Annotated in this window: 20 protein-coding genes; 18 read left to right on the top strand and 2 right to left on the bottom strand. The window is 47.4% G+C overall.

Translation table 11 applies throughout. The annotated features are described in order from the left end of the window. The first annotated feature begins 192 nt into the window (after positions 1-192). The 8 genes from IM792_RS06475 (at position 193) to IM792_RS06440 (ending at position 10,007) form a co-directional block, all read left to right on the top strand. Positions 193-1,218 carry a histidine kinase gene (locus IM792_RS06475; RefSeq protein ID WP_194101021.1) on the top strand — a complete coding sequence of 342 codons (1,026 nt, stop codon included), beginning with the start codon at positions 193-195 and terminating at the stop codon, positions 1,216-1,218. Beyond that, a complete protein-coding gene (locus IM792_RS06470) occupies positions 1,215-1,907 on the top strand; it encodes a LytTR family DNA-binding domain-containing protein (RefSeq protein ID WP_194101020.1) in 693 nt (230 codons plus the stop codon). Before IM792_RS06475 ends, IM792_RS06470 begins: the two co-directional genes overlap by 4 nt. Before the next feature lie 247 nt (positions 1,908-2,154). Continuing rightward, positions 2,155-4,455, top strand: a complete 2,301-nt coding sequence (locus tag IM792_RS06465) for a TonB-dependent receptor (protein WP_194101019.1) — start codon at positions 2,155-2,157, stop codon at positions 4,453-4,455. 9 nt (positions 4,456-4,464) lie between these two features. Beyond that, the gene (locus IM792_RS06460) at positions 4,465-5,265 is read left to right on the top strand and encodes a DUF4249 domain-containing protein (RefSeq protein ID WP_194101018.1); all 801 of its coding nucleotides are present in this window, start codon (positions 4,465-4,467) and stop codon (positions 5,263-5,265) included. 127 nt (positions 5,266-5,392) lie between these two features. Beyond that, positions 5,393-6,856, top strand: coding sequence for a TolC family protein (locus IM792_RS06455; RefSeq protein ID WP_194101017.1), 1,464 nt, complete (start codon positions 5,393-5,395; stop codon positions 6,854-6,856). A gap of 11 nt (positions 6,857-6,867) precedes the next feature. After that, positions 6,868-8,037 carry an efflux RND transporter periplasmic adaptor subunit gene (locus tag IM792_RS06450; RefSeq protein WP_194101016.1) on the top strand — a complete coding sequence of 390 codons (1,170 nt, stop codon included), beginning with the start codon at positions 6,868-6,870 and terminating at the stop codon, positions 8,035-8,037. Beyond that, positions 8,034-8,783, top strand: a complete 750-nt coding sequence (locus tag IM792_RS06445) for an ABC transporter ATP-binding protein (RefSeq protein WP_228084966.1) — start codon at positions 8,034-8,036, stop codon at positions 8,781-8,783. The genes IM792_RS06450 and IM792_RS06445 overlap by 4 nt, the downstream gene beginning before the upstream one ends. Positions 8,784-8,786: 3 nt before the next feature. Then, complete coding sequence (locus tag IM792_RS06440) at positions 8,787-10,007, top strand: ABC transporter permease (RefSeq protein WP_194101015.1); 1,221 nt, start codon at positions 8,787-8,789, stop codon at positions 10,005-10,007. Between the two features lie 174 nt (positions 10,008-10,181). Here IM792_RS06440 and IM792_RS06435 read toward each other — a convergent pair whose 3' ends face one another. Further along, a complete protein-coding gene (locus IM792_RS06435; RefSeq protein ID WP_194101014.1) occupies positions 10,182-11,288 on the bottom strand; it encodes an acyltransferase in 1,107 nt (368 codons plus the stop codon). Positions 11,289-11,548: 260 nt separating this feature from the next. Between IM792_RS06435 and IM792_RS06430 the strand changes: the two genes are divergently transcribed. Beyond that, on the top strand, positions 11,549-12,100 hold the full coding sequence (locus IM792_RS06430; protein ID WP_194101013.1) for a dihydrofolate reductase family protein: 552 nt from the start codon (positions 11,549-11,551) through the stop codon (positions 12,098-12,100). A 195-nt stretch (positions 12,101-12,295) separates the two neighbouring features. Here the strand turns inward: IM792_RS06430 and IM792_RS06425 are convergent, their stop codons facing one another. Further along, positions 12,296-12,820, bottom strand: a complete 525-nt coding sequence (locus IM792_RS06425; protein WP_194101012.1) for a hypothetical protein — start codon at positions 12,818-12,820, stop codon at positions 12,296-12,298. A gap of 190 nt (positions 12,821-13,010) precedes the next feature. On the opposite strand from IM792_RS06425, the gene IM792_RS06420 reads away from it, so the two are divergent. The 9 genes from IM792_RS06420 (at position 13,011) to IM792_RS06380 (ending at position 22,384) form a co-directional block, all read left to right on the top strand. Then, a complete protein-coding gene (locus IM792_RS06420) occupies positions 13,011-13,886 on the top strand; it encodes a universal stress protein (protein WP_194101011.1) in 876 nt (291 codons plus the stop codon). Positions 13,887-14,003: 117 nt separating this feature from the next. Beyond that, positions 14,004-16,391, top strand: a complete 2,388-nt coding sequence (locus IM792_RS06415; RefSeq protein WP_194101010.1) for a heavy metal translocating P-type ATPase metal-binding domain-containing protein — start codon at positions 14,004-14,006, stop codon at positions 16,389-16,391. Beyond that, positions 16,388-16,549, top strand: coding sequence for a cbb3-type cytochrome oxidase assembly protein CcoS (ccoS, locus tag IM792_RS06410; protein WP_194101009.1), 162 nt, complete (start codon positions 16,388-16,390; stop codon positions 16,547-16,549). Before IM792_RS06415 ends, ccoS begins: the two co-directional genes overlap by 4 nt. A gap of 94 nt (positions 16,550-16,643) precedes the next feature. Further along, positions 16,644-18,779 carry a cytochrome-c oxidase, cbb3-type subunit I gene (ccoN, locus tag IM792_RS06405; RefSeq protein WP_194101008.1) on the top strand — a complete coding sequence of 712 codons (2,136 nt, stop codon included), beginning with the start codon at positions 16,644-16,646 and terminating at the stop codon, positions 18,777-18,779. Between the two features lie 5 nt (positions 18,780-18,784). Beyond that, positions 18,785-18,976, top strand: a complete 192-nt coding sequence (locus IM792_RS06400; protein WP_194101007.1) for a hypothetical protein — start codon at positions 18,785-18,787, stop codon at positions 18,974-18,976. Then, entirely contained in the window at positions 18,973-19,869 is an 897-nt protein-coding gene (locus tag IM792_RS06395; protein ID WP_194101006.1) for a cbb3-type cytochrome c oxidase N-terminal domain-containing protein, read from the top strand. Before IM792_RS06400 ends, IM792_RS06395 begins: the two co-directional genes overlap by 4 nt. Positions 19,870-19,882: 13 nt before the next feature. After that, complete coding sequence (gene ccoG / locus IM792_RS06390) at positions 19,883-21,274, top strand: cytochrome c oxidase accessory protein CcoG (protein ID WP_194101005.1); 1,392 nt, start codon at positions 19,883-19,885, stop codon at positions 21,272-21,274. After that, on the top strand, positions 21,261-21,701 hold the full coding sequence (locus IM792_RS06385) for a FixH family protein (protein WP_194101004.1): 441 nt from the start codon (positions 21,261-21,263) through the stop codon (positions 21,699-21,701). The genes ccoG and IM792_RS06385 overlap by 14 nt, the downstream gene beginning before the upstream one ends. After that, the gene (locus tag IM792_RS06380) at positions 21,698-22,384 is read left to right on the top strand and encodes a sulfite exporter TauE/SafE family protein (RefSeq protein WP_194101003.1); all 687 of its coding nucleotides are present in this window, start codon (positions 21,698-21,700) and stop codon (positions 22,382-22,384) included. The genes IM792_RS06385 and IM792_RS06380 overlap by 4 nt, the downstream gene beginning before the upstream one ends.

The following is a 22,384-nucleotide window of genomic DNA, read 5'->3' as shown; positions in this document are numbered from 1 at the left end:
TAAGAAAGTTTTTATCATCCGGCAATTTCCATAATGGCTAAAACAGGGTTGCTCCAAAAGAGCAACCCTGTTTGTATACAAAGCTACATAGCCCTGTCTTTTATCCTTCTTCTACAAAAACCCTTACTTCATCTCATTTTTTTTGAATAGCTTGGGCTATTGCATTGGTTTGCGGATTATTTGCAAAAACTCATGGAATTTAAAAAATTTACCATTGCTATACACTGTTTGGTTTGGCTGCTGTTGCTGGTGCTGCCCTATGCCTCTACCGACCAGGTTTTCAGGGCGCTCGACCCTGAATCAGATCTGAAATATTTATTGCTCTGTCTGATGCTGAGCATCGTACTGTTAAGCACCTTTTACATCAATTATCTTTATCTGATACCCCGGTTTCTGCTCAGCAAAAAGTACGGGCAATATTTTATCTATCTCGCTCTGGCCATAGTGGTTGTACTTTCCGTATCCGGAGGGTTGTTCTTTTTACCTGATCTGGATTCAAAAACATTCGCTACAATTGATCCTATTGTTGAGAAGCTGATACCGGTGATAATCATCAACGCTATATCCCTGTGGTTCCTGGCTATCATCTCCTCTATCCTGTGGATGGGTTATAACCGCTTGAAGCAAACAGAAAGTGAACGCCTTTCCGCGCAGATCGCCTCACTCAAATCGCAGATCAATCCTCATTTTTTGTTCAATACCCTGAATAATATTTACGCCACCGCCATTGACACCTCACCGATGGCGGCCGACATGGTTGATAAATTATCAGAAATGATGCGGTATACCATGCGCGATATACAACAGGATTTTGTGCCCTTGGAGGATGAGATCAATTACAGCAACAACTTTATCGAGCTGCAAAAGCTACGGTTGGACAGAAGCGTGATACTTGAATACATCATCCCTGAAAACGTGCCGCCGTTGCAGGTAGCCCCCATGTTGCTTATCCCGTTTATCGAAAACGCGTTTAAGCACGGGGTTAATTCGGAACAAAAAAGCCTGATCAGGATCACGCTGACGGTTGAAGGGACTGAACTGCGCCTCAACGTGGTAAACAACAAGGTAGATGTGCAAAAGGACACCACCGAAAAAAGCGGCCTGGGCATAGAGAATACCCGGCACCGGCTGGAGCTCATTTATCCATCAAAGCATTTGCTGGTGATAAAAGACAGTGCAAAACAGTTTTCAATATCCTTACACATTGACCTGCAATGATCAACGCTATAGCAATAGATGATGAACCGCTTGCCTTAAAGGTGATCATATCCCTATGTGAAAAACATCCCGACATCAACCTGCAAAAAACATTTACACAGCCCGGTGAAGCGCTAAAGCATCTGCGAAAATTTCCTGCCGACCTGATATTTTGCGATGTACACATGCCCGCAATGACGGGGATAAACCTGGTCAAATCCCTCGAGCAAAAAACACTGGTGATATTTACAACGGCCTTTAGCGAATACGCGGCGGTTAGCTATGAGCTTAACGCGATAGACTACCTGCTGAAGCCGATCAACCAGAAAAGGTTTACCCAGGCCATCGCCAAAGCGCAGGAGTATTTGGATTACCTGGATAAGCGGGAGCCGGTTAAGGATCAGCATATATTCGTGAGGGCTGATTTTACGCTGGTGAAGATCCCCGTTGCGGATATAATGTACATAGAGGGTCTGGCCGATTATCTCCGTATTTACATTAATGGCCGTAAGACCATCGTCGCCCGAATGTCCATGAAGGAGATGGCAGACAAACTCCCATCCAATGATTTTATCAGGGTGCATCGCAGCTTCATTATCCCCATGTCAAAAGTGAAAGGTGTACGCGGTGCCATGATCCAGCTGAATGGGCAGGAAATACCCATAGGTAAAACTTATGCTGAGGAGTTCTTTGCCCGGTATAATACCTGAAAATATTGTTATAAAAACTTGATCAATACATGCCTCGGGCCAAATGGCTCGGGGCATTTTTTTTGTATTTGTAATGATCAGAAAGCGTTGTTGATCACTCCATATCCTGACGTTCTTCGCAGAATTCCTATCGTTCATCTCATTAATTTCTGTGAGCTGGTTTTTGAAAACACCTTTGTTCCGTTGACCATCAAACGCAATGAAACACAGAACAATATACATCAATTAAAAACGCTAACTCACGATCATGCACAAAATCGCATTAAACCTCCTCTTACTATGCTGCACCACACTATCGCTGGCACAATCCCGGTTCACGGTAAACGGAACGGTGACCGACAAAAAGAACGGTGAAACCATGATAGGCGCAACTGTTTATGCATTGGGCAACGCCAGCGGTACGGCCACCAATGCTTACGGTTTTTATTCGCTAACCCTCCCTGCCGGCACACATCAGCTTGTATTCCGTATGGTTGGCTACCAAAACGATACAGTAACCATTAACCTCACCGCTAACGTAAAGCTTAACCATGCACTGGCCGACAACTCTACCGCGCTGACCGAAGTAGTGGTAACCTCGAAAAAAGATAATGATAACATCCGCGAAGCACGCATTGGTGTTGAAAAGCTGACACCGGCCAGCGTAGCTAAAATTCCGGTCATTTTTGGTGAAAAGGACATTATCAAAACCATTCAGTTATTGCCGGGCGTAAAATCGGCAGGTGAAGGCGGTGCCGGTTTCTTTGTACGTGGTGGCGCGGCCGACCAAAACCTGATATTACTGGATGAAGCGCCGGTGTATAATGCCTCGCACCTGCTGGGTTTCTTCAGTACATTCAATAGCGATGCGCTAAAGGATGTTACCCTTATCAAAGGCAACAGTCCCGCACAATATGGCGGCCGCCTTTCATCCGTGCTTGATGTAAAAATGAAGGACGGAAGCAACCAAAAGTTCAATGGCTCTGCCGGTATCGGCCTGATCAGCAGCCGGGCAAGCTTTGAAGGCCCGATCGCTAAGGACCGTGGTTCATTTATTATTTCGGCGAGGAGGACTTATGTGGATATGTTCCTGAAACTATCTGAAGAAGACAAAGACAATAAGCTGTATTTCTATGACCTGAACGCCAAGGCCAGTTACCGCATTAATGATAAGAACCGCATCTTCTTCTCAGGCTACATGGGGCAGGACGTGCTGGGCTTCGGTAAAACCTTTCTGGTTGACTGGGGAAACAGAACAGCTACCTTACGCTGGAATTATGAGATCAGCCCTAAATTATTCTCAAACACATCATTCATCTACAGCAATTACAATTACAAGATGAATTTTGGCTCTACCAGTAAAACCACCGAGCTGAGATCAAAGATACAGGACGTTAACCTGAAAGAGGAAATGACATGGTACCTCAACACTAAGAATACCATCAAATTTGGTTTTAACGTAATAAAACATAACCTGATACCGACCAGAACCACTACCGGAAATACTGTAACCGGCAATAAGAAAGGGCGCTCGGCATACGAGAATGCGCTGTTCGTTAACAGAACATGGCTGGTGACCGACAGGCTGACCATTGACCATGGTGTGCGTTTCTCATTTTATACTTTACTGGGTGGCGATACTTACCGCATGTATAACAACGGTATTCAAACAGATAGTGTGGTACTGGCATCAGGCAAAACGGGAAAAACCTACATCAACCCTGAACCACGTGTTCAGTTCAACTACACCATAAATGATGTGAGCGCCATTAAAGGTGGCTATGCCCGCAACTCCCAACACCTGCATTTATTGAGCAACAGTACCAGCTCATCACCTACCGACCAATGGTTTGGTGACAGCTACAACGTTAAACCGGAGGTTAGCGATCAGTTCAGCCTGGGCTATTCACGCAATTTCAATAACAGCAAGTACCAAACCAGTGTGGAGGTGTATTACAAAGACATGAAGAACCAGATAGATTACAAAGATGGTGCGGACATTAATACCTCCCGCGATGTGGAAAGCGAATTGCTGTTTGGTAAAGGCAGAGCTTATGGCGCGGAGTTTCTGGTCAAAAAAACGCAGGGCCGTTTTACAGGCTGGGTGGGTTATACGCTATCCAAAACCGAAAGGCAGATCAACGGGATCAACAACAACCGCTGGTACAACGCCCGCCAGGACCGTACGCATGATATTTCTGTGGTCGGCGTTTACGACCTGAGCGCCAAATGGTCACTTTCCGGTCTTTTTGTGTATGGCACGGGTAACCCGGTTACCTACCCGAAAGGTAAATACCAGATAGGCGATAAGAGTGTATTTATTTATACCGACAGAAACGGCGATCGCCTACCGGCCTACCACAGGATGGACCTGGGTGCAACCTATACTAAAAAAACCAAAAGAGGGCGCGAGGTATCCTGGAACTTCAGCTTGTACAATGCCTACGGCCGGGCTAACGCTTACACAACCATTTTTGAGGACCATGAAACCGATAAATCAAGAACGGTAATTAAACAGACCTCGCTTTTCCGGTTCGTCCCTTCTGTTACCTACAACTTTAAATTTTAACAAAACATCATGAAAAATATATTTATCATGGCCGCGGCATCTGCCCTGCTGCTTATATCTTGTACCAAAGAAGTAAACCTGCCTTTAAAAACAGTTCCGCCGACAATAGTTATCGAAGGCAATATTACCAACGAGAAAGGTCCGTATACGGTGCTTCTCCGCAAAACGGTAGATTTTAATAACAAGAATACCTATCCTCCGGTTGAGGGCGCTACCGTAACCATATCTGACGATGCAGGCTCGATCGATACATTGACCGAAACCTCTCCCGGTGTTTACCAAACAGCAACGCTTGTTGGTACACCCGGCAGAACCTATACGCTGAATATGCTGGCTGAAGGCAAGAGTTACAACGCCACCTCAACCATGCCACAGCCCGTTGTGCTGGATAATGTCAAGTTCGAGCTTTTTACCAGCAAAGGTGATTCGGGCAAACCGGAATATTCTGCCCTGCCGGAGTTCACAGACCCGGCTAATGTGGCCAATACCTACCGCTTCATTATGCGGGTAAACGACACGCTGAACACGGAGTATTTTGTTTTGAATGACAATACATTTAATGGTCAGAAGAATGAATATATCTTATTCGACCCCGGCGCGGAGATCAATGCCGGCGATACTGTGGAACTGGAATTTCGCTGTACCGACAGGAACAACTACCTGTATTTCTTTACGCTATCGCAATTCAATTCTGACGGACCATATAACACAACGCCTACTAACCCGCCATCAAATATTAAGGGCGACCCTGCGTATGGTATATTCTCTGCGCATACCGTGCAGCGGAAGACTACCGTGGTAACGCCTTGATTAAGTTAAGTACCCCTATATCTGCCCACACACGCTTTTGGGTGTGGTATATAACCCGGTGAACAGGCAGGAGTTTTTCTGCCTGCTTCATCTCATTCAGCGCAAAATACTTACACTTTGATAAAGGATGATACGCTGCTTAAAGTATAAGATATTAAAAATGATCACGCCAATAATAGCCAGGCTATCATCAATAAATGATTTGTTTGGCGATAACGATACCAACGTGAATAAGCAGCGATGGTATGACCATTTCTTCCTGCTCCTGCCTGCCGCCGCCCTGATCCGTATGATACTGACTATCCTGATGATCACAGCAGTGGCAGGTAAGGGCTGCGCGCAGGAAACTTTGAAAGACACCGTAGTTACCTGGGATCTAGAAACCTGCCTCCGCTATGCAAAGGAGCATAACATAGCACTAAAGCGCAGGGTACTGGATAAGCGCACCAGCGATCAGGATCTTATCCTCGCCCGTGCCGCCCGCTGGCCCGACCTGTATTTTTCTGCAACCCGTTTTGTTGATCATGGCAACACTGCGCTTATTGGTGAGTCGGGGTGGAGCGGCGAGGGCGACTCGGGCATGAGCTCGACCTGGACATTGTTTCGCGGCGGATATATGAGCAACGATATCAGGCAGAAAGGCTTACAGGTAGAATCGGCCAAACTAACTATTATGCAGCAAGAGAATGATTTGACGCTACAAATTATTCAACAATACCTGAATACCCTGCTGGATAAGGAAAGTATTACCTATGCCCGCACATTAACGGGAACTTCGGCGGCACAGGTAGATCAGGCGCGACTAAAGCTCGCCGCGGGCAGCATCGCCAAGAAAGAGCTGATGCAACTGGAAGCGCAACTGGCTAATGACCGTTACCTGCTCATCACCTCAGAGAACGCCCAGCAGCAGGATCTCATCAACCTAAAGCAATTGCTGCAATTACCCGTTAGTACGAGGCTTGACATTGTAGTGATCGACCCATCCCCCTTGCTCACCATACCCGAAAGTATAACCACCGTTCAACAGGAGGCTTTCCAAAACCGGCCGGAGATCAGAAATGCCAGCCTTGGTATCGCTATAGCGGATGCCGGGTTGGCTAAGGCCAAAGCAGGATACTGGCCAACTATCAGTTTATCGGGTTCCGTTGGGTCGAGATATTTTGGTTCTTCTACTACCGCCCCCAGGCAGGTACAAGATGATTTTAGCCAGCAGGTAAGTGTTAACATATCGGTGCCCATTTTTACCCGTAAGCTTAATTCGGTAAATGTAGCGAAAGCCCGCATCGGCAGGGAACAGGCGCAGCTGGGGCTTACCGAAACCAAAACCACCCTATTGCTTATCATTGAACGGGCCTATTACAACCTCATCAGCGCTAAAAACCAGTTCAAGGCTGCTGCTTCGGCTTTTAATTATAACAACGAGGCTTACCGTGTGGCTGTTGACCAACTGCGGACGGGGCTGATCAATATGGTAGAATTTCTGCAACAAAAAACGCTATACCTCCAAGCGCAGCAAAGATACCTGCAAGCCAAATACACAGCGGGTTTAACCCAACGAATCTATGAGTTCTACAAACAGTCGGGCCAATAAATATTGAAAACATGACGAAAGGCATTAAAATAGTTTGGGTGGTCATTATACTCTTATGCGGAGCATTGGGCTGGTTCTTTTTTCTTCGGGATGAACAAAAAGCGCTACCGCTGCCCACCGAAAAACCGACCTATGGCTATATAGCGGAAAGCGTTACCGCAACAGGCACCATTCAACCGCTGGACACCGTATCGGTAGGTACCCAGGTATCGGGCGTGATCAGTGTGCTGAACGCGGATTATAACTCGGTGGTAAAAAAGGGGCAGCTACTGGCACAACTGGACAGAACGCTTTTAAAAGCGACATTAGATCAAAATGCCGCTACCCTGCGCCAGCAGCGCAGCCAGTTGGCCTTTGACAAAAGCAATTTTGAACGCCAGAAACAACTTTACGCCACCGGATCAACCAGTACAATAGAGTATGAACGGGCTTTGAACGCCTACAATGCCGCGGCATCGGCAGTAGAGAACGCGGAAGCGCAGCTCCGGTCATCAAGCAGAAATCTCTCCTTTACTGATATTTATTCGCCTATTGATGGTGTGGTGCTTTCGCGTAACATCAGCATCGGGCAAACGGTGGCGGCCATGTTCAACACCCCTACCTTGTTCGTCATCGCCAGGGATATTACCAAAATGCAAGTGCAGGCATCAATTGACGAAGCGGATATTGGCCAGGTGCGCCAAGGGCAGCGGGCCCTATTTACTGTTGACGCTTTTATGGATGATAACTTTAAAGGCACGGTGGCCGAGGTAAGGTTACAGCCTCGGGTAAGCTCTAACGTGGTGTCTTACTCCACCATTATCAATGCGCCCAATGAGGCCATGAAACTAAAACCGGGCATGACCGCCAATATCATCGTCTACACTAAAGAGCTTCAGCGAGCCTTACGCATCCCGGCAAAAGCATTGAATTTTTCGCCTGATTCAGCTTTGGATAATCAGTATAAGATCATTCCGCTGACAGATCAGGTACGAGCTAAAAGCCCCGCACAGCGATATGTATGGGTAAAAAAGGGAGATACATTGACCGAGCGACAGATCACGGTCGGCATAAATAATAACGCTTATGTGCAGGTGCTATCCGGTTTGAGTACGCGCGATGAAGTTGTTACCTCCCTGCCTGCTCCGGGATCAACTATTGCCGAGCAGATCACATCAGTTCCAGTACAAAAGAAAAAATGATGAACGATATACTGGTATTAGATAATATTAAAAGGGATTTCCGGCGGGGAGATGATATGATTCGTGTACTTAAAGGTATATCATTCCACATAGGCGCCGGGGAATTCGTGACCATTATGGGCAGCAGCGGCTCGGGCAAAACAACCTTGCTCAATACCCTGGGCTGTCTGGATAAACCAACGGAAGGCACTTATCTGCTTGATGGTACCAATGTGGGGCTGCTTAGTCGCGATGAACTGGCCCGCTTGCGTAACCGCAAAATCGGCTTTGTATTTCAGGCCTACAACCTGCTACCCCGAACAAGCGCACTCGATAATGTGGCACTGCCCCTTTTCTACAATCCTGCTATCAGTGCTTCGGAACGTAAAGAGCGTGCCGCCGCCGCGCTGGAAGCGGTTGGGCTGAGGGAACGGATGCAGCACACGCCCAACGAACTCTCAGGCGGGCAGCAACAGCGGGTAGCTATAGCACGCGCATTGGTTAATGAACCGGTGATGATACTGGCTGATGAAGCGACCGGAAACCTCGATACACGAACATCATACGAGATCATGGCACTGATGCAGGAACTGAATACTGTACAGGGCAAAACCATTGTTTTTGTAACCCATGAGCCGGATATCGCCGCCTTTAGCAGCCGTACCATTGTGCTAAGGGACGGGCTCATAGTAAAAGACAATGACAACCCCGATATACACCCCGCCAGACAAATGCTGGAGGAGTTACCACTTATGGATGATTATTGAAAAATGAAAATATTTAACCACATACAACTGGCTTACCAGGCCATGATGCGCAACAGGATGCGTGGCATACTCACCATGTTGGGTATTGTTATCGGTGTGGCGGCTGTTATTGTTATCGGTGCTGCCGGTGAGGGTGCCAAGTACTCCATCAAGGCTACCCTGGCATCCATGGGTACCAACCTGATCATGGTAACGCCGCTTAGTAACGACCCGGGCGGCACACGCTTACAGAGTGAAGAACTGCAAACGCTTACCTTAAAGGATATCAAGGCCATTGAAGAAAGAAGTCTGTACGTTAGTGCCATATCCCCCTCATCACAATCCGAAGGTCAGGCGATACACGGGGCGTTGAACTGGCCGACCACCATTGAAGGTGTTAACGAAAAATTTCTGCCGATCAGGAACTGGTCATTAAAAAGCGGCACCATGTTCACCGAAAAGGATGTAAAGACCTATGCCAAGGTTTGCGTGCTCGGGCAAACGGTGGTCAATCATCTTTTTTCTAAAGGGATTGATCCAATAGGTAAAATCATTCGTTTTGGTAAACTGCCCTTGCAGGTGATCGGTGTACTGAATATTAAAGGGCAAAGCGCTTTCGGGCAGGATCAGGATGACGTCATTCTCTCACCTTACACCACAGTACAAAAAAGGGTGACCGCCTCGGTTTACTTTGGTGGTATCTACGCTTCGGCCAAATCGGAAGCACTTTCTGACGCGGCGACCAAAGAGATCGTCGATCTGCTCAGGTTGACCCACCGGCTCAGAGCTGAAGAATCCAACGACTTTGAAGTGCTTACACAAGTCGAGATGCTGCGCACACTAAACACCGTTACCGGTTTGCTGACCATTCTGCTGATGGGCATAGCCGGTATATCGTTGCTTATCGGGGGCATCGGCATCATGAATATTATGTATGTAACCGTTAAGGAACGTACGCGTGAAATCGGCTTGCGCATGTCCATCGGCGCGCGAGGGCGGGATATCCTGAGCCAGTTCCTGATAGAGGCTGTGCTCATCAGCGTGAGCGGTGGCATAACGGGTATTATACTCGGCCAACTCAATGCGCTCATTGTTGAAAAACTAATGCACTGGCCCGTGGCTGCTTTAACTTACCCGATGCTGATCTCTTTTTCCTTTTGCACGCTCATCGGCATCTTCTTTGGCTACTACCCTGCCCTCAAGGCTTCAAGGCTCGACCCGATAGAGGCCCTGCGGTATGAATAATCCGATCATTAAACCATAAAGTAATGAAGAACCTTTTTAACCGCACTACTGTCCGCTACCTCCTCATTTTGCTACTGGCTTTTTTGCTAACGTTATTGCTCAAAGAGTTGGCGAAAGCATAAGTCGCTTTTTGGAATCGGGGATGAAGGCGAATCTCAATTTATTGGATCATATCTAAGCAAGCTTTTTCCGCAGCCATTTCCTTACCGGCTCATCATACAGTTTCAATGCAGCGTAGGCTAAAACTATGGCTCCTACTAAAATAAGCAGGGCGTAAGGCCATACCTGTGCTATGGTTATGCCTTTGTTGTTGCTTATCCAGGCTACATAAAAATAAACCAGCGGATAATGCACCAGGTACAGCGGGTATGATATATCGCCCAAAAACTTACATATCCTGTTCTCTCGCTGAGTTTGCAACACGCCGCTGGCACCCAGGTATACTATAAGCGGGAATACAATGATGATACATACCGACTCGTAAAGCCCGTTCATCCATAAATGTTCGGCACCACCAATGCGGGGCATGTAAAGTACCGCGGCAATTAATATGCTGCACCATAAAAAGGCATTTTTTATTTCGGTTGGTTTGGCTATGCGCGATAGCAGCAAACCAGCAAAGAAAGGATAAATGGTACGGGTTATGCCGATGCGCACCTGCTCTACGTTCAGTGTCCAGCCGCCGCTTACGTCGCCATTGGTGATGGCCAGTTGAGCCAGCGCTATGGCGGAGATAACCACCAGGATGGTTAACGCCGCTTTAGAGAATTTCCTGATCCATACGGCATACAGTATGTTGGCAATGTATTCAAAAAATAAAGACCAGCCCACACTATTCAGCGGGTGCATTTCCTGCCAGCCACGTATATCAAGCGATAAGGGGATGGGCAATATGGTATAGCCGATAAACAGCACCAGCAGCATCTTCCACAGCGGTACGGTATGAATGAGCGGCCACAGTGTGGAATCGGTATAATAAAAGCCGATGGCGCCCATCGTCATGCCCAGAATAACCATGGGTTGCAGGCGTTCAATACGGCGTTTAAAGAAATTGCCAACGGTCATTTTACCCCAGCGATCATCATAAGCATAGCCGATAACGAAGCCGGATAGCAGGAAGAAAAAATCGACAGCGAGATAGCCGTGGTTAACAATAATATCTAAATGACCGGTGCCCAAAGGCTCGGCAAGGTGAAAGGTAACAACTATAATGGCCGCGACACCGCGCAGTCCGTCAAGTATAGGGTAATGGGGTTTAATTTGTAATTGGTTAGATTGCATGGGGCCAAATATATAATTATGGGTGGAAAATGGAGTATTTGATGTGATTGTCTGAACCAGAATTTATAGAATTAAAGGATTTACAGAATGTGTAGCGGTAAGCTGTAATAGTTTGTTAGTGCTTCGACAGGCTCAGCATGACATGGATGCGTACACATGGACTACAAGTGGCCTAAACCCCTCTGTTTTTGTCGCGGATTGCCCTGTTGGGGTATAATGTTATGCTTTACTTTTGATATATCTCTTTAACAACCTTTAAAATGAGAAAAGTAAAATTCGGTATAAATATTAGTCTTGATGGTTATTGCGACCATACGGCCATGAGTCCGAGCGAAGAACTGCTTGATTATTTTACCGGCACTATGCACGATGTAGACCTGGTGTTTTTTGGCAGGGTAATGTATGAGCTGATGTTCCCCTATTGGGCTGATGTAGCCAGAGATCAGTCGGGCAGCCCGGCCGAGAACCGGTTTGCCGAAAGGTTTACCGACATTAATAAGATAGTTGTTTCACGATCATTGCAACATGCACGCGAGGATACCCGCATCATCCGCGAAAACCCCGTGGCCGAACTCCTGAAATTAAAGCAGCAAGCCGGCAAAAACATTACAATGGATAGCGTGAGTATGCTGCCGGAGATGATAGCCGCCGATGTTATTGATGAATTTAATCTGGTGGTACACCCGGTAATCGTTGGCCAGGGCAGGCCGCTACTGGCTGCCGGCAGCCTCCAGCAAAAGCTTAACCTGAAACTGGTTGATACCATCCCCTTTAAATCAGGCCATGTGGCGCTGCATTATGTGAGGGAGTGAGTTAGATGTGCAGATGTGCGAATATGCAGATGTGCGGATGATGTATAGAAGGGATGGCCTGTCACCCTGAGCTTGTCGAAGGGTGCGTGCGGTGGTCTGAACCAGAATTTTTGGAATTTGGTGATTTACAGAATGTGCGGCGGTTAGCTATCATAGCTTGTTAGTGCTTCGACAGGCTCAGCATGATAAGATATATCACATCATTATCCAGCCTCGTTTAAAAAATGTTAGCGTAGAATTTTGGATAAAATCTCGCATGTCCATATTTCCATTTGCTTTGGGATTGCTTAATTCAAAAAAACACACCGTAGGATTGTGCATCCCCTTTGTGTAAAGCAAAAATCTGAATCTTCTTTTCTTTGGGGAGGTCTTTATAAAATCAAGCTCCTCTATATCACTTACGTGGTAGCCGAATATTATTTCAGGATAAAGCAGCCCCTTTGAGAATATCAAGTTCATTTTTTCATCAGAATCAGATACGATTATAGAATCTCGTCCGAATATGAATACGTTATCGATGTGAGTAATATTACCGGCAAATGCTTTATACTTCAACTCCTTGTATTCTTTTTGAAAGAATTTTTGAGCCCAGTAGTCTTCCTGTTCACCTTGATTTTTGAATTCAGGAGTGTCAGTATCGTTTAATTGATTTTGAGAGAATCCATTTAAAGATAAAAAGCAAAAAAAGAGTGATAAAATATAGATTATGGTTTTTTTCATCGGCTTAATTATAGAATAAATCAGCGTACCGTGAATATATACAAAAGTATTAACAACTGTAGGCACATCCTCCCCCATTTATGCTCCCCATCACAAAATCTCCTGACCATCATCATTCCATCCCTCAACGCGTGAGTTGATATTTGTGCAGGCATTCATGGTGCCGTGTACGAATTAAAAACTCATCGTTATGAAAACCATATTCGTCCCTACTGATCTTTCGGCCGCTGCCGAAAATGCCGCGCAGTACGCGCTGGCCATTGCCCGGGCTACGGGCGCGCGTGTTAAATTGTTCAACGTGTTTATGGTGGCGGCCACCTCGCCGCTGGCACCGCAGCTTGCATGGCCTTTGTATGATTATGATGCCATTGTTGAAAGCACTAACGCCGAGCTGAACAAATTAGCCAACAAGCTCACCAATCAGGATGATAGCCGCGCTGTGGATGTACTCACCGACTGCGAAAACTCGGCAGGCAACGTGGCCGAAATGATCAGCGATAAAGCTATCGATGAGCGGGCATGCCTGGTTGTGATGGGCACCTCCGGCGCGGGCGATGTGCAACAATTCTTTTTAGGCAGTACAAGTAATGATCTGATCGGCAAAACACGTTTACCGCTGCTGCTTGTGCCGCCAAAATACCGGTTCAAGCCCATCCGCCGCATCGCCATAGCTACCGATCTGAGTGAGCACGAGGTAGAGGTGATACAATCAGTAGCCAGTTTAGCCCGCTACTTTAATGCCGAACTGGTACTGTTCCACGTAACTGATGACAAACAGGCCGCGGAGTATGGCAACAAGATAGATGCCTACCTGCGCTATGTTACCAACCGCATAAATTACAGTAACGTATTTTACAGGCACGTAACCAGCACGGGCGTTAACCCCGGCCTGGAGTGGATAGCCGAACATGGTTTGGTTGACATGCTGGCCATTGTACATCAGCAGCATAACTTTTTCGACAGGTTGTTTAACCGCAGCCATAGCCACCACGCCGCCAAGCATATTGATATACCGTTGCTGGTATATCCTTGTGCCGGAAAACGTTTCATCGCCCCTAATTTTTAACATACATATAAATACCCCTGGCCTTAAAATGTGATACACGTCACTTTTAAGGCCTCTTTGTATCACTTGAGCGGCGGGGCGCTTATCACATTTTTGTATTAACTAAAGCGAGCCATTATGTTAGTTAATACCACTGCAAAATCAACATGCTACCACTGCGGGCAGGATTGCGATGACGTGATCTATCAATTTGACCAAAAGGAGTTTTGCTGCGTGGGCTGCCGGGGCGTGTACCAGGTACTTTCGCAAAGCGGATTGTGCAACTACTACAATTACAACGAGCACCCCGGCGCTAACCGCGCCCGTACCGATAAACGCTTTGAATACCTGGACGAGCCAAAGATCATCAGCGATCTGGTTGATTTTATGGATGGCGGCATCACCATTGTTACCTTTTACATTCCGTATATACATTGCAGCTCGTGCATTTGGTTGCTGGAGCAGTTGCACCGGCTTAACCCGGCTATATATTATAGTCGTATCGATTTCCTGAAAAAGCAGGTAAACATTCGTTTTGATAGCGAGCAGGCAACACTGCGCGAGGTGGTTGAACTGCTGTTTGATATCGGCTACGAACCCTTGATCAACTTGCAGGATGTAGTGAAAAAACAATCGGCCACACCAAAGGATAACCTGGTGCGCAAAATAGCCGTAGCCGGTTTTTGCTTCGGCAATGTAATGCTGCTCAGCTTTCCGGAGTATTTAGGCCTGGCCGGGCACGAGGAAAGTTTCAGGCGCTTTTTCGGCTGGCTGAATATTGTATTCTCGCTGCCCGTGGTGTTTTACAGCGGTACGGAGTATTTTACATCAGCCTGGCATAACCTGAAAAATAAGGTTTTAAATATTGATTTCCCGCTGGCTTTAGGCATTGCCGTGCTGTTTGCGCGCACCGTTGCCGAGATACTTACCCATAGCGGTCCCGGTTTTGCCGATACGCTATGCGGGTTAGTGTTCTTTCTGCTGGTGGGTAAATTTGTTCAGCGTAAAACATACTACCATCTGTCTTTCGAGCGCGATTACCGGTCGTTTTTCCCTGTGGCGGTACAGGTAATAATTGATGAGGAGGAAAAGCCCCTGCCATTGGCCGATCTGAAAGTTGGCCAGCGTATCCGCATCCGTAATAACGAGATCATTCCTGCCGATGCTATTTTATTGAAAGGCAACGCCATGATTGATTTTAGCTTTGTAACGGGCGAATCGGCACCGGTAAATAAAACTTTGGGCGAGATCATCTACGCCGGTGGCCGCCAAATGGGCGAGGCTTTGGAAATGGAGATCGTAAAGCCCGTATCGCAAAGCTACCTTACCCAGTTATGGAACAACGAGGCCTTTACCCGGCACCAGGATAACCGCATGCAAACCTTTAACGAGCGGGTGAGCAAACATTTTTCGATCGTGCTGTTGGTCATTGCTCTTGGTTCGCTGCTGTTTTGGTTACCGTTGGATTGGCAGCGCGGTTTGTCGGCTTTAACGGCTGTGCTCATCGTGGCCTGCCCCTGCGCTTTGGCGCTGAGTACGCCGTTTACCATGTCGGCGGCATTGAGTGTGTTCGACCGTAATTTTTTCTATCTCAAAAATACCGCTGTGGTTGAGCAATTGGCCCGTATCGATACTTTGGTGTTCGATAAAACAGGAACCATCACCAGTAACAATAATAAAATACTTACCGATCATACCACCCTATCGGCAAGCCAAAAGCAACTGGTACAAAGCGTGTGTATCAACTCAGGGCACCCGCTCAGCAGGCAGATTTGCGCTTATTGGGGTACAGGTACAGTTTTGCCGGTATCAGCCTATAAAGAAATTCCGGGTAAGGGCATCCGCGCTGTGGTGGGCGAACATTTGATAGCTATAGGCAGCAGCGATTTTGTGTTGAATGGCAGCTATGAGCTAAGCAATGCCACCATGGTACATGTAGTTATTGACGATGCTTATTGTGGTTATTACAGCTTTAACCACAAATACCGGGATGGTTTGCAGCAGGTAGCCGCATTATCGCCAAAATATGAGCTCTATCTTTTATCAGGCGATCAGGATCATGAGCGCAAGGAATTACTGCCCTATTTTAATAACGACAGTAATATGCTGTTCAAACAATCGCCACAGCAAAAGCTGGATTTTATTAAACACCTGCAAAATCAGGGCAAAAAAGTAACTATGCTGGGCGATGGACTGAATGATGCCGGGGCGCTAAAGCAAAGCGACCTGGGTATAGCCATTACCGATAACGTAAACAATTTTTCGCCGGGCAGCGATGCTATTTTGGATGGGCGGTCGCTCAAAAATTTCCCCCGGTTTTTAAGGTTCGCTAAGGATGCCGTGCGGGTTATCCATATCTCCTTCTTTATATCGCTCACTTATAATCTCATCGGGTTAAGCTTCGCGGTAACGGGCAAGTTATCGCCGCTTACCGCCGCTATACTGATGCCGCTGAGTACGGCCACCATTATATCATTCACCAGTATCGCCACGCATGTGGCAGCCAAAAAACGCAGGTTATTATGAGCATAATTTATTTTTTGATAGGGTGCAGCATACTGCTGGCCCTGGGGTTTTTGTGCGCTTTTTTCTGGGCGCAGCGCCGTGGTCAGCACGATGACCTGTACACCCCATCCGTACGCATACTGCTGGATGACGATACCTCCGGCGAAGCCGAAAAATGATATACATCATGTTTGGGGCTAACGGGCATCACTCGCCCGCCGCACCGGGGCGGGTAATTTTACACCATTAATTATTTGAACTAACCGCAATATTATGCAACCCGAAAAATTTTACTACGATAACAAGATTGTACGAAATTTTGGAATTGCCACCATTGTTTGGGGAATAATCGGCATGACGGTAGGGCTACTGGTAGCCATGCAGCTGTTTAAACCCGGCATGAATATGGGCAACCAGTACACCACCTTTGGCCGCATACGTCCGCTGCACACCAATGCCGTGATATTCGCGTTTGTGGGCAATGCCATTTTTATGGGCGTTTACTACTCGCTGCAACGGCTGTTAAAGGCCCGCATGTTTAGCGATGCCCTCAGCAAGATACACTTTTGGGGATGGCAGCTCATCATTGTGGCGGCGGCCATCACCCTGCCGCTGGGGTTCACTACCTCGCACGAGTACGCCGAACTGGAATGGCCCATTGATATTGCCATAACGCTGATATGGGTCGTGTTCGGTATCAATATGTTCGGTACCATTATTAAACGCCGCGAGCGGCACTTGTATGTAGCTATATGGTTTTACATCGCCACGTTTGTTACCATAGCGGTGCTGCATATCGTCAACTCGTTCGAGCTGCCTATATCAGCCTTAAAAAGTTATTACCTGTATGCCGGCGTGCAGGACGCGCTGGTGCAATGGTGGTACGGCCACAACGCTGTGGCTTTCTTTTTAACCACGCCATATCTGGGCATGATGTATTACTTTCTGCCTAAAATGGCTAACCGCCCGGTGTATTCATACAAACTGAGCATTCTGCACTTTTGGGCGCTGATATTCATTTATATATGGGCCGGTCCTCACCACTTGTTGTACACCACCTTACCGGGCTGGGCACAATCACTGGGTATTGTATTTTCAATTATGCTGATAGCGCCAAGCTGGGGCGGCATGATCAACGGGTTGCTTACCCTACGCGGAGCGTGGGATAAGGTGCGTGATGATGTGGTACTTAAATTTATGGTGGTTGGGTTAACAGCCTACGGCATGGCCACCTTTGAGGGGCCGATGCTATCTCTTAAACAGGTAAACGCCATCGGCCACTTTACCGATTGGATAGTAGCCCACGTACATGTTGGCGCGTTGGGCTGGAACGGCTTTTTAACCTTCGCCATATTGTATTGGCTGATACCGAGAATTTACCGCACGCAGCTTTACTCTAAAAAACTGGCCTCGTTCCATTTTTGGATAGGTACGCTGGGTATATTGTTTTATGCCGTGCCGATGTATTGGGCAGGTTTTACGCAGGGGCTGATGCTGAAGGAGTTTACTCCCGAGGGCATCCTGAAATATCCGACTTTCCTTGAAACCACGCTGCGCATCATCCCGATGCATGTAATGCGCGCCGTGGGCGGGGGCTTGTACCTGCTGGGTGTTATCGCGATGGCTTATAACCTGGCTAAAACTATGGCCATAGGCAAGTTGGTAGCGCAGGAACCGGCTGAGGCCATGCCATTAGAGAAAGTGTTTGTAGCCCATAACGAGGGCGATAACTTTTGGCATCGTGTGCTGGAACGCAGGCCGATACAACTCATGGTATTATCACTACTGGTAATATTGATAGGCAGTATCATCGAGCTGATCCCTACCATGACCATCTCATCAAACGTACCTACCATCGCCAGTGTAAAACCTTATACCCCGCTGGAGTTACAGGGGCGCGATATTTACATACGCGAAGGGTGTGTTAACTGCCACTCGCAAACGGTGAGGCCTTTCCGCTCAGAAACGGAGCGTTATGGCGAGTACAGCAAGGCCGGTGAGTTTGTGTACGACCATCCTTTCCTTTGGGGATCAAAACGTACCGGGCCCGATCTGCAACGCGAGGGCGGCAAGTACAGCAACGCCTGGCATTATAACCACATGCTTGATCCACGGCTGATGTCGCCGGGCAGTATCATGCCGAATTATGATTGGCTGATCAACCAAAAGCTGGACACCACCACCACCGCGGCTAAAATAAATGCCATGCGCACATTAGGTGTACCCTACGCCAACGGTTACGAAAAACTGGCCAATACCGAGTTGGATAAACAAGCCCAAGGCATTGCCGATAATTTGGCTAAAGACAAAATCAAGGTACAATGCGACCGTGAGATAGTGGCCCTGATAGCCTATCTGCAACGCCTGGGTACTGATATTAAAGTGACTAAAACCGCCAATAACAATTAAGCGCCATGTTTAAACAATTTGTACAGGGTATTGATGGTAACCAGGTTTACCTCATCACCTCGTTAGCCATATTTCTGCTGTTTTTCATCGTGGTAACGGTAATGCTTATCCGCATAAAAAAACCACATGCCGATTATATGGGCGATATCCCGCTGAATGATGCCCAGGCCGATCACCTAAACTTACAGGAGCTATGAAAAAGATACTGACCGCTTTTTTGCTGATAACAGCTTTAGGCACTGCCCCTGCAATGGCAGCTGATGACAGCCTGATACCTGTTGATATGATGAACTACATTGGCTACGGCGTTATTATGCTGATGCTGATATTGTTTGTGATAACCATGCTGGTATTGCTGCGCACATTCAAAATACTTACCCGTTTGCTGATGGGTGCCGAGGCTAAAAATGCCGCTGCCGAGGTTGAAGCTGAGGTAATTCCGGCTCAGCCTAAAAATAGTTTGGTAAACAAACTGCTTTCGCTAAGGCCAATGGCCGAGGAGGAATCGCTACTTACCGAGCACGATTTTGACGGCATTAAGGAACTTAACAATCCTACACCTGCCTGGTTTATGGGTTTGTTTTACATCACCATTGTGTTTGCGGTTGGGTATCTGCTGGTTTACCATGTGTTTGGTGTGGGGCAGTTGCAGTACGAGGAATATCAAACCGAAATGAGCATCGCCAATAAGGAGAAGGAGGCTTTTCTGGCGAAATCAGCCAACCGGGTTGATGAAAATACGGTCACGCTTTCCAGTGATGGCGCGGTGCTGCAATCAGGTGCAGCGGTTTTTAAAACGTATTGCGCCGCCTGCCACGGCGAGCATGGGCAGGGTATTGTTGGCCCTAACCTTACGGATGAATACTGGCTGCACGGCGGTAAAATAAACGATCTTTTCAAGACCATTAAGTACGGCGTACAAGCCAAGGGTATGCCTAACTGGGAGAAACAGTTAACCCCTAAACAAATTGCCGATGTGGCTAACTACATCAAATCTATTTACGGTACGCACCCTGCCGGTGCTAAAGAACCGCAGGGCGATGAGTACAAGGAGGCCGCCACAAGTACCGCCAACACGGCATCACTATAAAAACTAACCGAACATGCTTACCGCTGACATTACCGAACAACCCAACACCACCACCGGTGGCGGCCGCCGATGGATGTACCCGGTTGTGCGCAAGGGTAAGCTGTACCGGTACCGCAGTTTGTTAAGTTATGCTTACCTGTTGCTGTTTTTTGCCGGACCATTCATCAGCATAAACGAGCACCCCATGTTGCTGCTAAATGTGATGGAGCGCCGCTTTGTAATATTAGGGCAGGTATTTTGGCCGCAGGATTTCTTTTTGTTCGTGCTGGCTATGTTGGCCGGGTTGGTATGCATCATATTGTTCACCATAGCGTTCGGCAGGGTGTTTTGTGGTTGGATATGCCCGCAAACCATTTTTATGGAGATGGTTTTCCGTAAGATTGAGATATGGATAGAGGGCGATGCTAAAAAACGCCGCAAGTTGGATGAAGGCCCGCTAACCCGCGAAAAGCTTGTTAAAAAATCAGCGAAGCATATCATATTCATCGTACTCTCTTTCCTGATAGCGAATACTTTTTTGGCCTACATTATCGGCAAGGATGCGCTGATCGATATCATTACCGAGCCGGTTGTGCTGCACTGGTCGGGCTTTATTAGTATTTGCGTATTTACAGTGGTGTTTTACCTGGTGTACAGCCAAATGCGCGAGCTGGTGTGCACAGTGGTTTGCCCCTACGGGCGTTTGCAGGGTGTATTGATAGATAAGAGCACGCTGGTAGTAGCCTACAACTTTTTACGTGGCGAACCGCGCGGCAAGATCTCTAAAAAGCAGGATCAAACTAAAAAAGGCGATTGTGTGGATTGCGGTTTATGTGTAGATGTTTGTCCCACGGGTATTGACATACGTAAGGGCACGCAATTGGAGTGTATTAACTGCACCGCCTGTATTGATGCCTGCAACCAGGTGATGGACAAGATCAACAAGCCGCTCAACCTCATCGGTTTTTACTCGGAGCAAAGCATCGCCCAAAAGGAACAACGCACCTTTAATGGCCGCATGGTTGCCTACAGCGCGGTTATTGTTGTGTTGCTGGGTGTGCTCACCTCGTTCGTGCTCAGGCGCAGCGCGGTTGATGTTACCATACTACGCTCGGCGGGTATGCTGTACCAGGAGCAACCGGGCGGTTACATCAGCAATATTTACAATGCCGATCTTATCAACAAAACCAGCTCTCCGCAACAGGTTAGCCTGGTTACTGATGATCCGGCCATCAAAATAAAATACATCCAGGCGCCCGGTACTCTTAAGGCCGAAAGCGAGGGCAAGGCTGTTTTCTTTTTAATGATACCTGCCAACCAGATAAAAAGCGCTAAAACAGATATTGAAATTAAAGTGATGCGGGGCCATGAAACGCTCGGCACCATATCAACAGCATTTATAGGACCGGTTTATGGAAGCAATTAAAAATTGGAACTGGGGCAAATGGCTGGTTACCGGCATGGTAACCTTTATGCTCTTTATTATTGGCATGGCCGTTTACATGCTAAGGCAACCTGCTGATGATTACGACAACAGCTATTACGAAAAAGGCCTCGACTACAATAGCGAATACACTAAACTAAAGCGTACGGAGCAGGATCATGCTCAACCCATCATTAAGGTTGAAGGCAACACGCTTGGCATACAATTTACCGGCGCGGCAAACGGTAGGGCGAGCTTTATTCGCCCTACAGGGCAAAAATTTGATAAGGCCATAAACTTTAAAACCGATGCCGGTAACCTGTTTACCCTGCCTGTTACTGATTTTGCACAGGGGCGCTGGCAATTAATTATCAGCTGGCAGCAGGGCGGTAAGGAGTATCTGTACAAGCAAGAGATCATGATACCATGAGCGATTGGCAGGTAGCTTTTTTTATAGGTCTTTTTGGTAGCGTGCATTGCATTGGCATGTGCGGGCCATTAATGCTGGCCGTGCCCTTTAACGGGCGCTCGGCATGGTTGCTGGCTTTCGATAAGTTGTTGTACCAGTTAGGCCGCACACTGAGCTATGTTATTCTTGGGCTGATCATCGGGCTTATCGGCAAGCAAATATGGCTGGCCAATATTCAAAACGGATTGAGTATTGTAAGCGGTGCCTTGATTATACTGGCAGCTTTATCCCGCTTATTCAAGCACTCATTTAAAAGCCCGGGCATCGCCATAAAATTAACGCGGCCGTTTAATACCATGCTGGTTTGGGCATTAAAAAAACGTGCCGGGCATTTACTTACAGGCATGCTTAACGGCCTGCTACCTTGCGGCTTTGTATACCTGGCATTGGTAGGCGCGGTAAATACCGGGTCGGTGTTGGCATCCGCAGGTTTTATGTTTTGGTTTGGAATGGGTACGCTGCCGCTCATGTTCGCCGCGGCATTTAGCAGTGGCTTTTTCACCGTATCGCTCAGGCGAAAGCTGAATACTATAGTACCTTATTTTATGCTGTGCCTGGGGTTATGGTTTGTGCTGCGGGGGCTGGAATTGAATGTGCCTTATCTTAGTCCGGCGGGCATGGATGCACCAGCCATTTGCAAGTAA

The sequence above is a fragment of the Mucilaginibacter sp. JRF genome (assembly GCF_015223065.1).
Classification (GTDB): domain Bacteria; phylum Bacteroidota; class Bacteroidia; order Sphingobacteriales; family Sphingobacteriaceae; genus Mucilaginibacter.
The sequence above is the reverse complement of the archived record's forward strand: the minus strand, read 5'-3'. Positions and strand labels throughout refer to the sequence as shown.

Bases quoted from the DNA above. Each gene is read 5' to 3' on its own strand.
- IM792_RS06400 (WP_194101007.1), top strand. From the start codon at position 18,785: ATGTTTAAACAATTTGTACAGGGTATTGATGGTAACCAGGTTTACCTC.
- IM792_RS06420 (WP_194101011.1), top strand. From the start codon at position 13,011: ATGAAAACCATATTCGTCCCTACTGATCTTTCGGCCGCTGCCGAAAAT.
- ccoN (WP_194101008.1), top strand. From the start codon at position 16,644: ATGCAACCCGAAAAATTTTACTACGATAACAAGATTGTACGAAATTTT.
- IM792_RS06385 (WP_194101004.1), top strand. From the start codon at position 21,261: ATGGAAGCAATTAAAAATTGGAACTGGGGCAAATGGCTGGTTACCGGC.
- ccoG (WP_194101005.1), top strand. From the start codon at position 19,883: ATGCTTACCGCTGACATTACCGAACAACCCAACACCACCACCGGTGGC.
- IM792_RS06415 (WP_194101010.1), top strand. From the start codon at position 14,004: ATGTTAGTTAATACCACTGCAAAATCAACATGCTACCACTGCGGGCAG.
- IM792_RS06465 (WP_194101019.1), top strand. From the start codon at position 2,155: ATGCACAAAATCGCATTAAACCTCCTCTTACTATGCTGCACCACACTA.
- IM792_RS06445 (WP_228084966.1), top strand. From the start codon at position 8,034: ATGATGAACGATATACTGGTATTAGATAATATTAAAAGGGATTTCCGG.
- IM792_RS06440 (WP_194101015.1), top strand. From the start codon at position 8,787: ATGAAAATATTTAACCACATACAACTGGCTTACCAGGCCATGATGCGC.
- IM792_RS06475 (WP_194101021.1), top strand. From the start codon at position 193: ATGGAATTTAAAAAATTTACCATTGCTATACACTGTTTGGTTTGGCTG.
- IM792_RS06435 (WP_194101014.1), bottom strand. From the start codon at position 11,288: ATGCAATCTAACCAATTACAAATTAAACCCCATTACCCTATACTTGAC.
- IM792_RS06430 (WP_194101013.1), top strand. From the start codon at position 11,549: ATGAGAAAAGTAAAATTCGGTATAAATATTAGTCTTGATGGTTATTGC.
- IM792_RS06395 (WP_194101006.1), top strand. From the start codon at position 18,973: ATGAAAAAGATACTGACCGCTTTTTTGCTGATAACAGCTTTAGGCACT.
- IM792_RS06450 (WP_194101016.1), top strand. From the start codon at position 6,868: ATGACGAAAGGCATTAAAATAGTTTGGGTGGTCATTATACTCTTATGC.
- IM792_RS06425 (WP_194101012.1), bottom strand. From the start codon at position 12,820: ATGAAAAAAACCATAATCTATATTTTATCACTCTTTTTTTGCTTTTTA.
- ccoS (WP_194101009.1), top strand. From the start codon at position 16,388: ATGAGCATAATTTATTTTTTGATAGGGTGCAGCATACTGCTGGCCCTG.
- IM792_RS06460 (WP_194101018.1), top strand. From the start codon at position 4,465: ATGAAAAATATATTTATCATGGCCGCGGCATCTGCCCTGCTGCTTATA.
- IM792_RS06380 (WP_194101003.1), top strand. From the start codon at position 21,698: ATGAGCGATTGGCAGGTAGCTTTTTTTATAGGTCTTTTTGGTAGCGTG.
- IM792_RS06455 (WP_194101017.1), top strand. From the start codon at position 5,393: ATGATACGCTGCTTAAAGTATAAGATATTAAAAATGATCACGCCAATA.
- IM792_RS06470 (WP_194101020.1), top strand. From the start codon at position 1,215: ATGATCAACGCTATAGCAATAGATGATGAACCGCTTGCCTTAAAGGTG.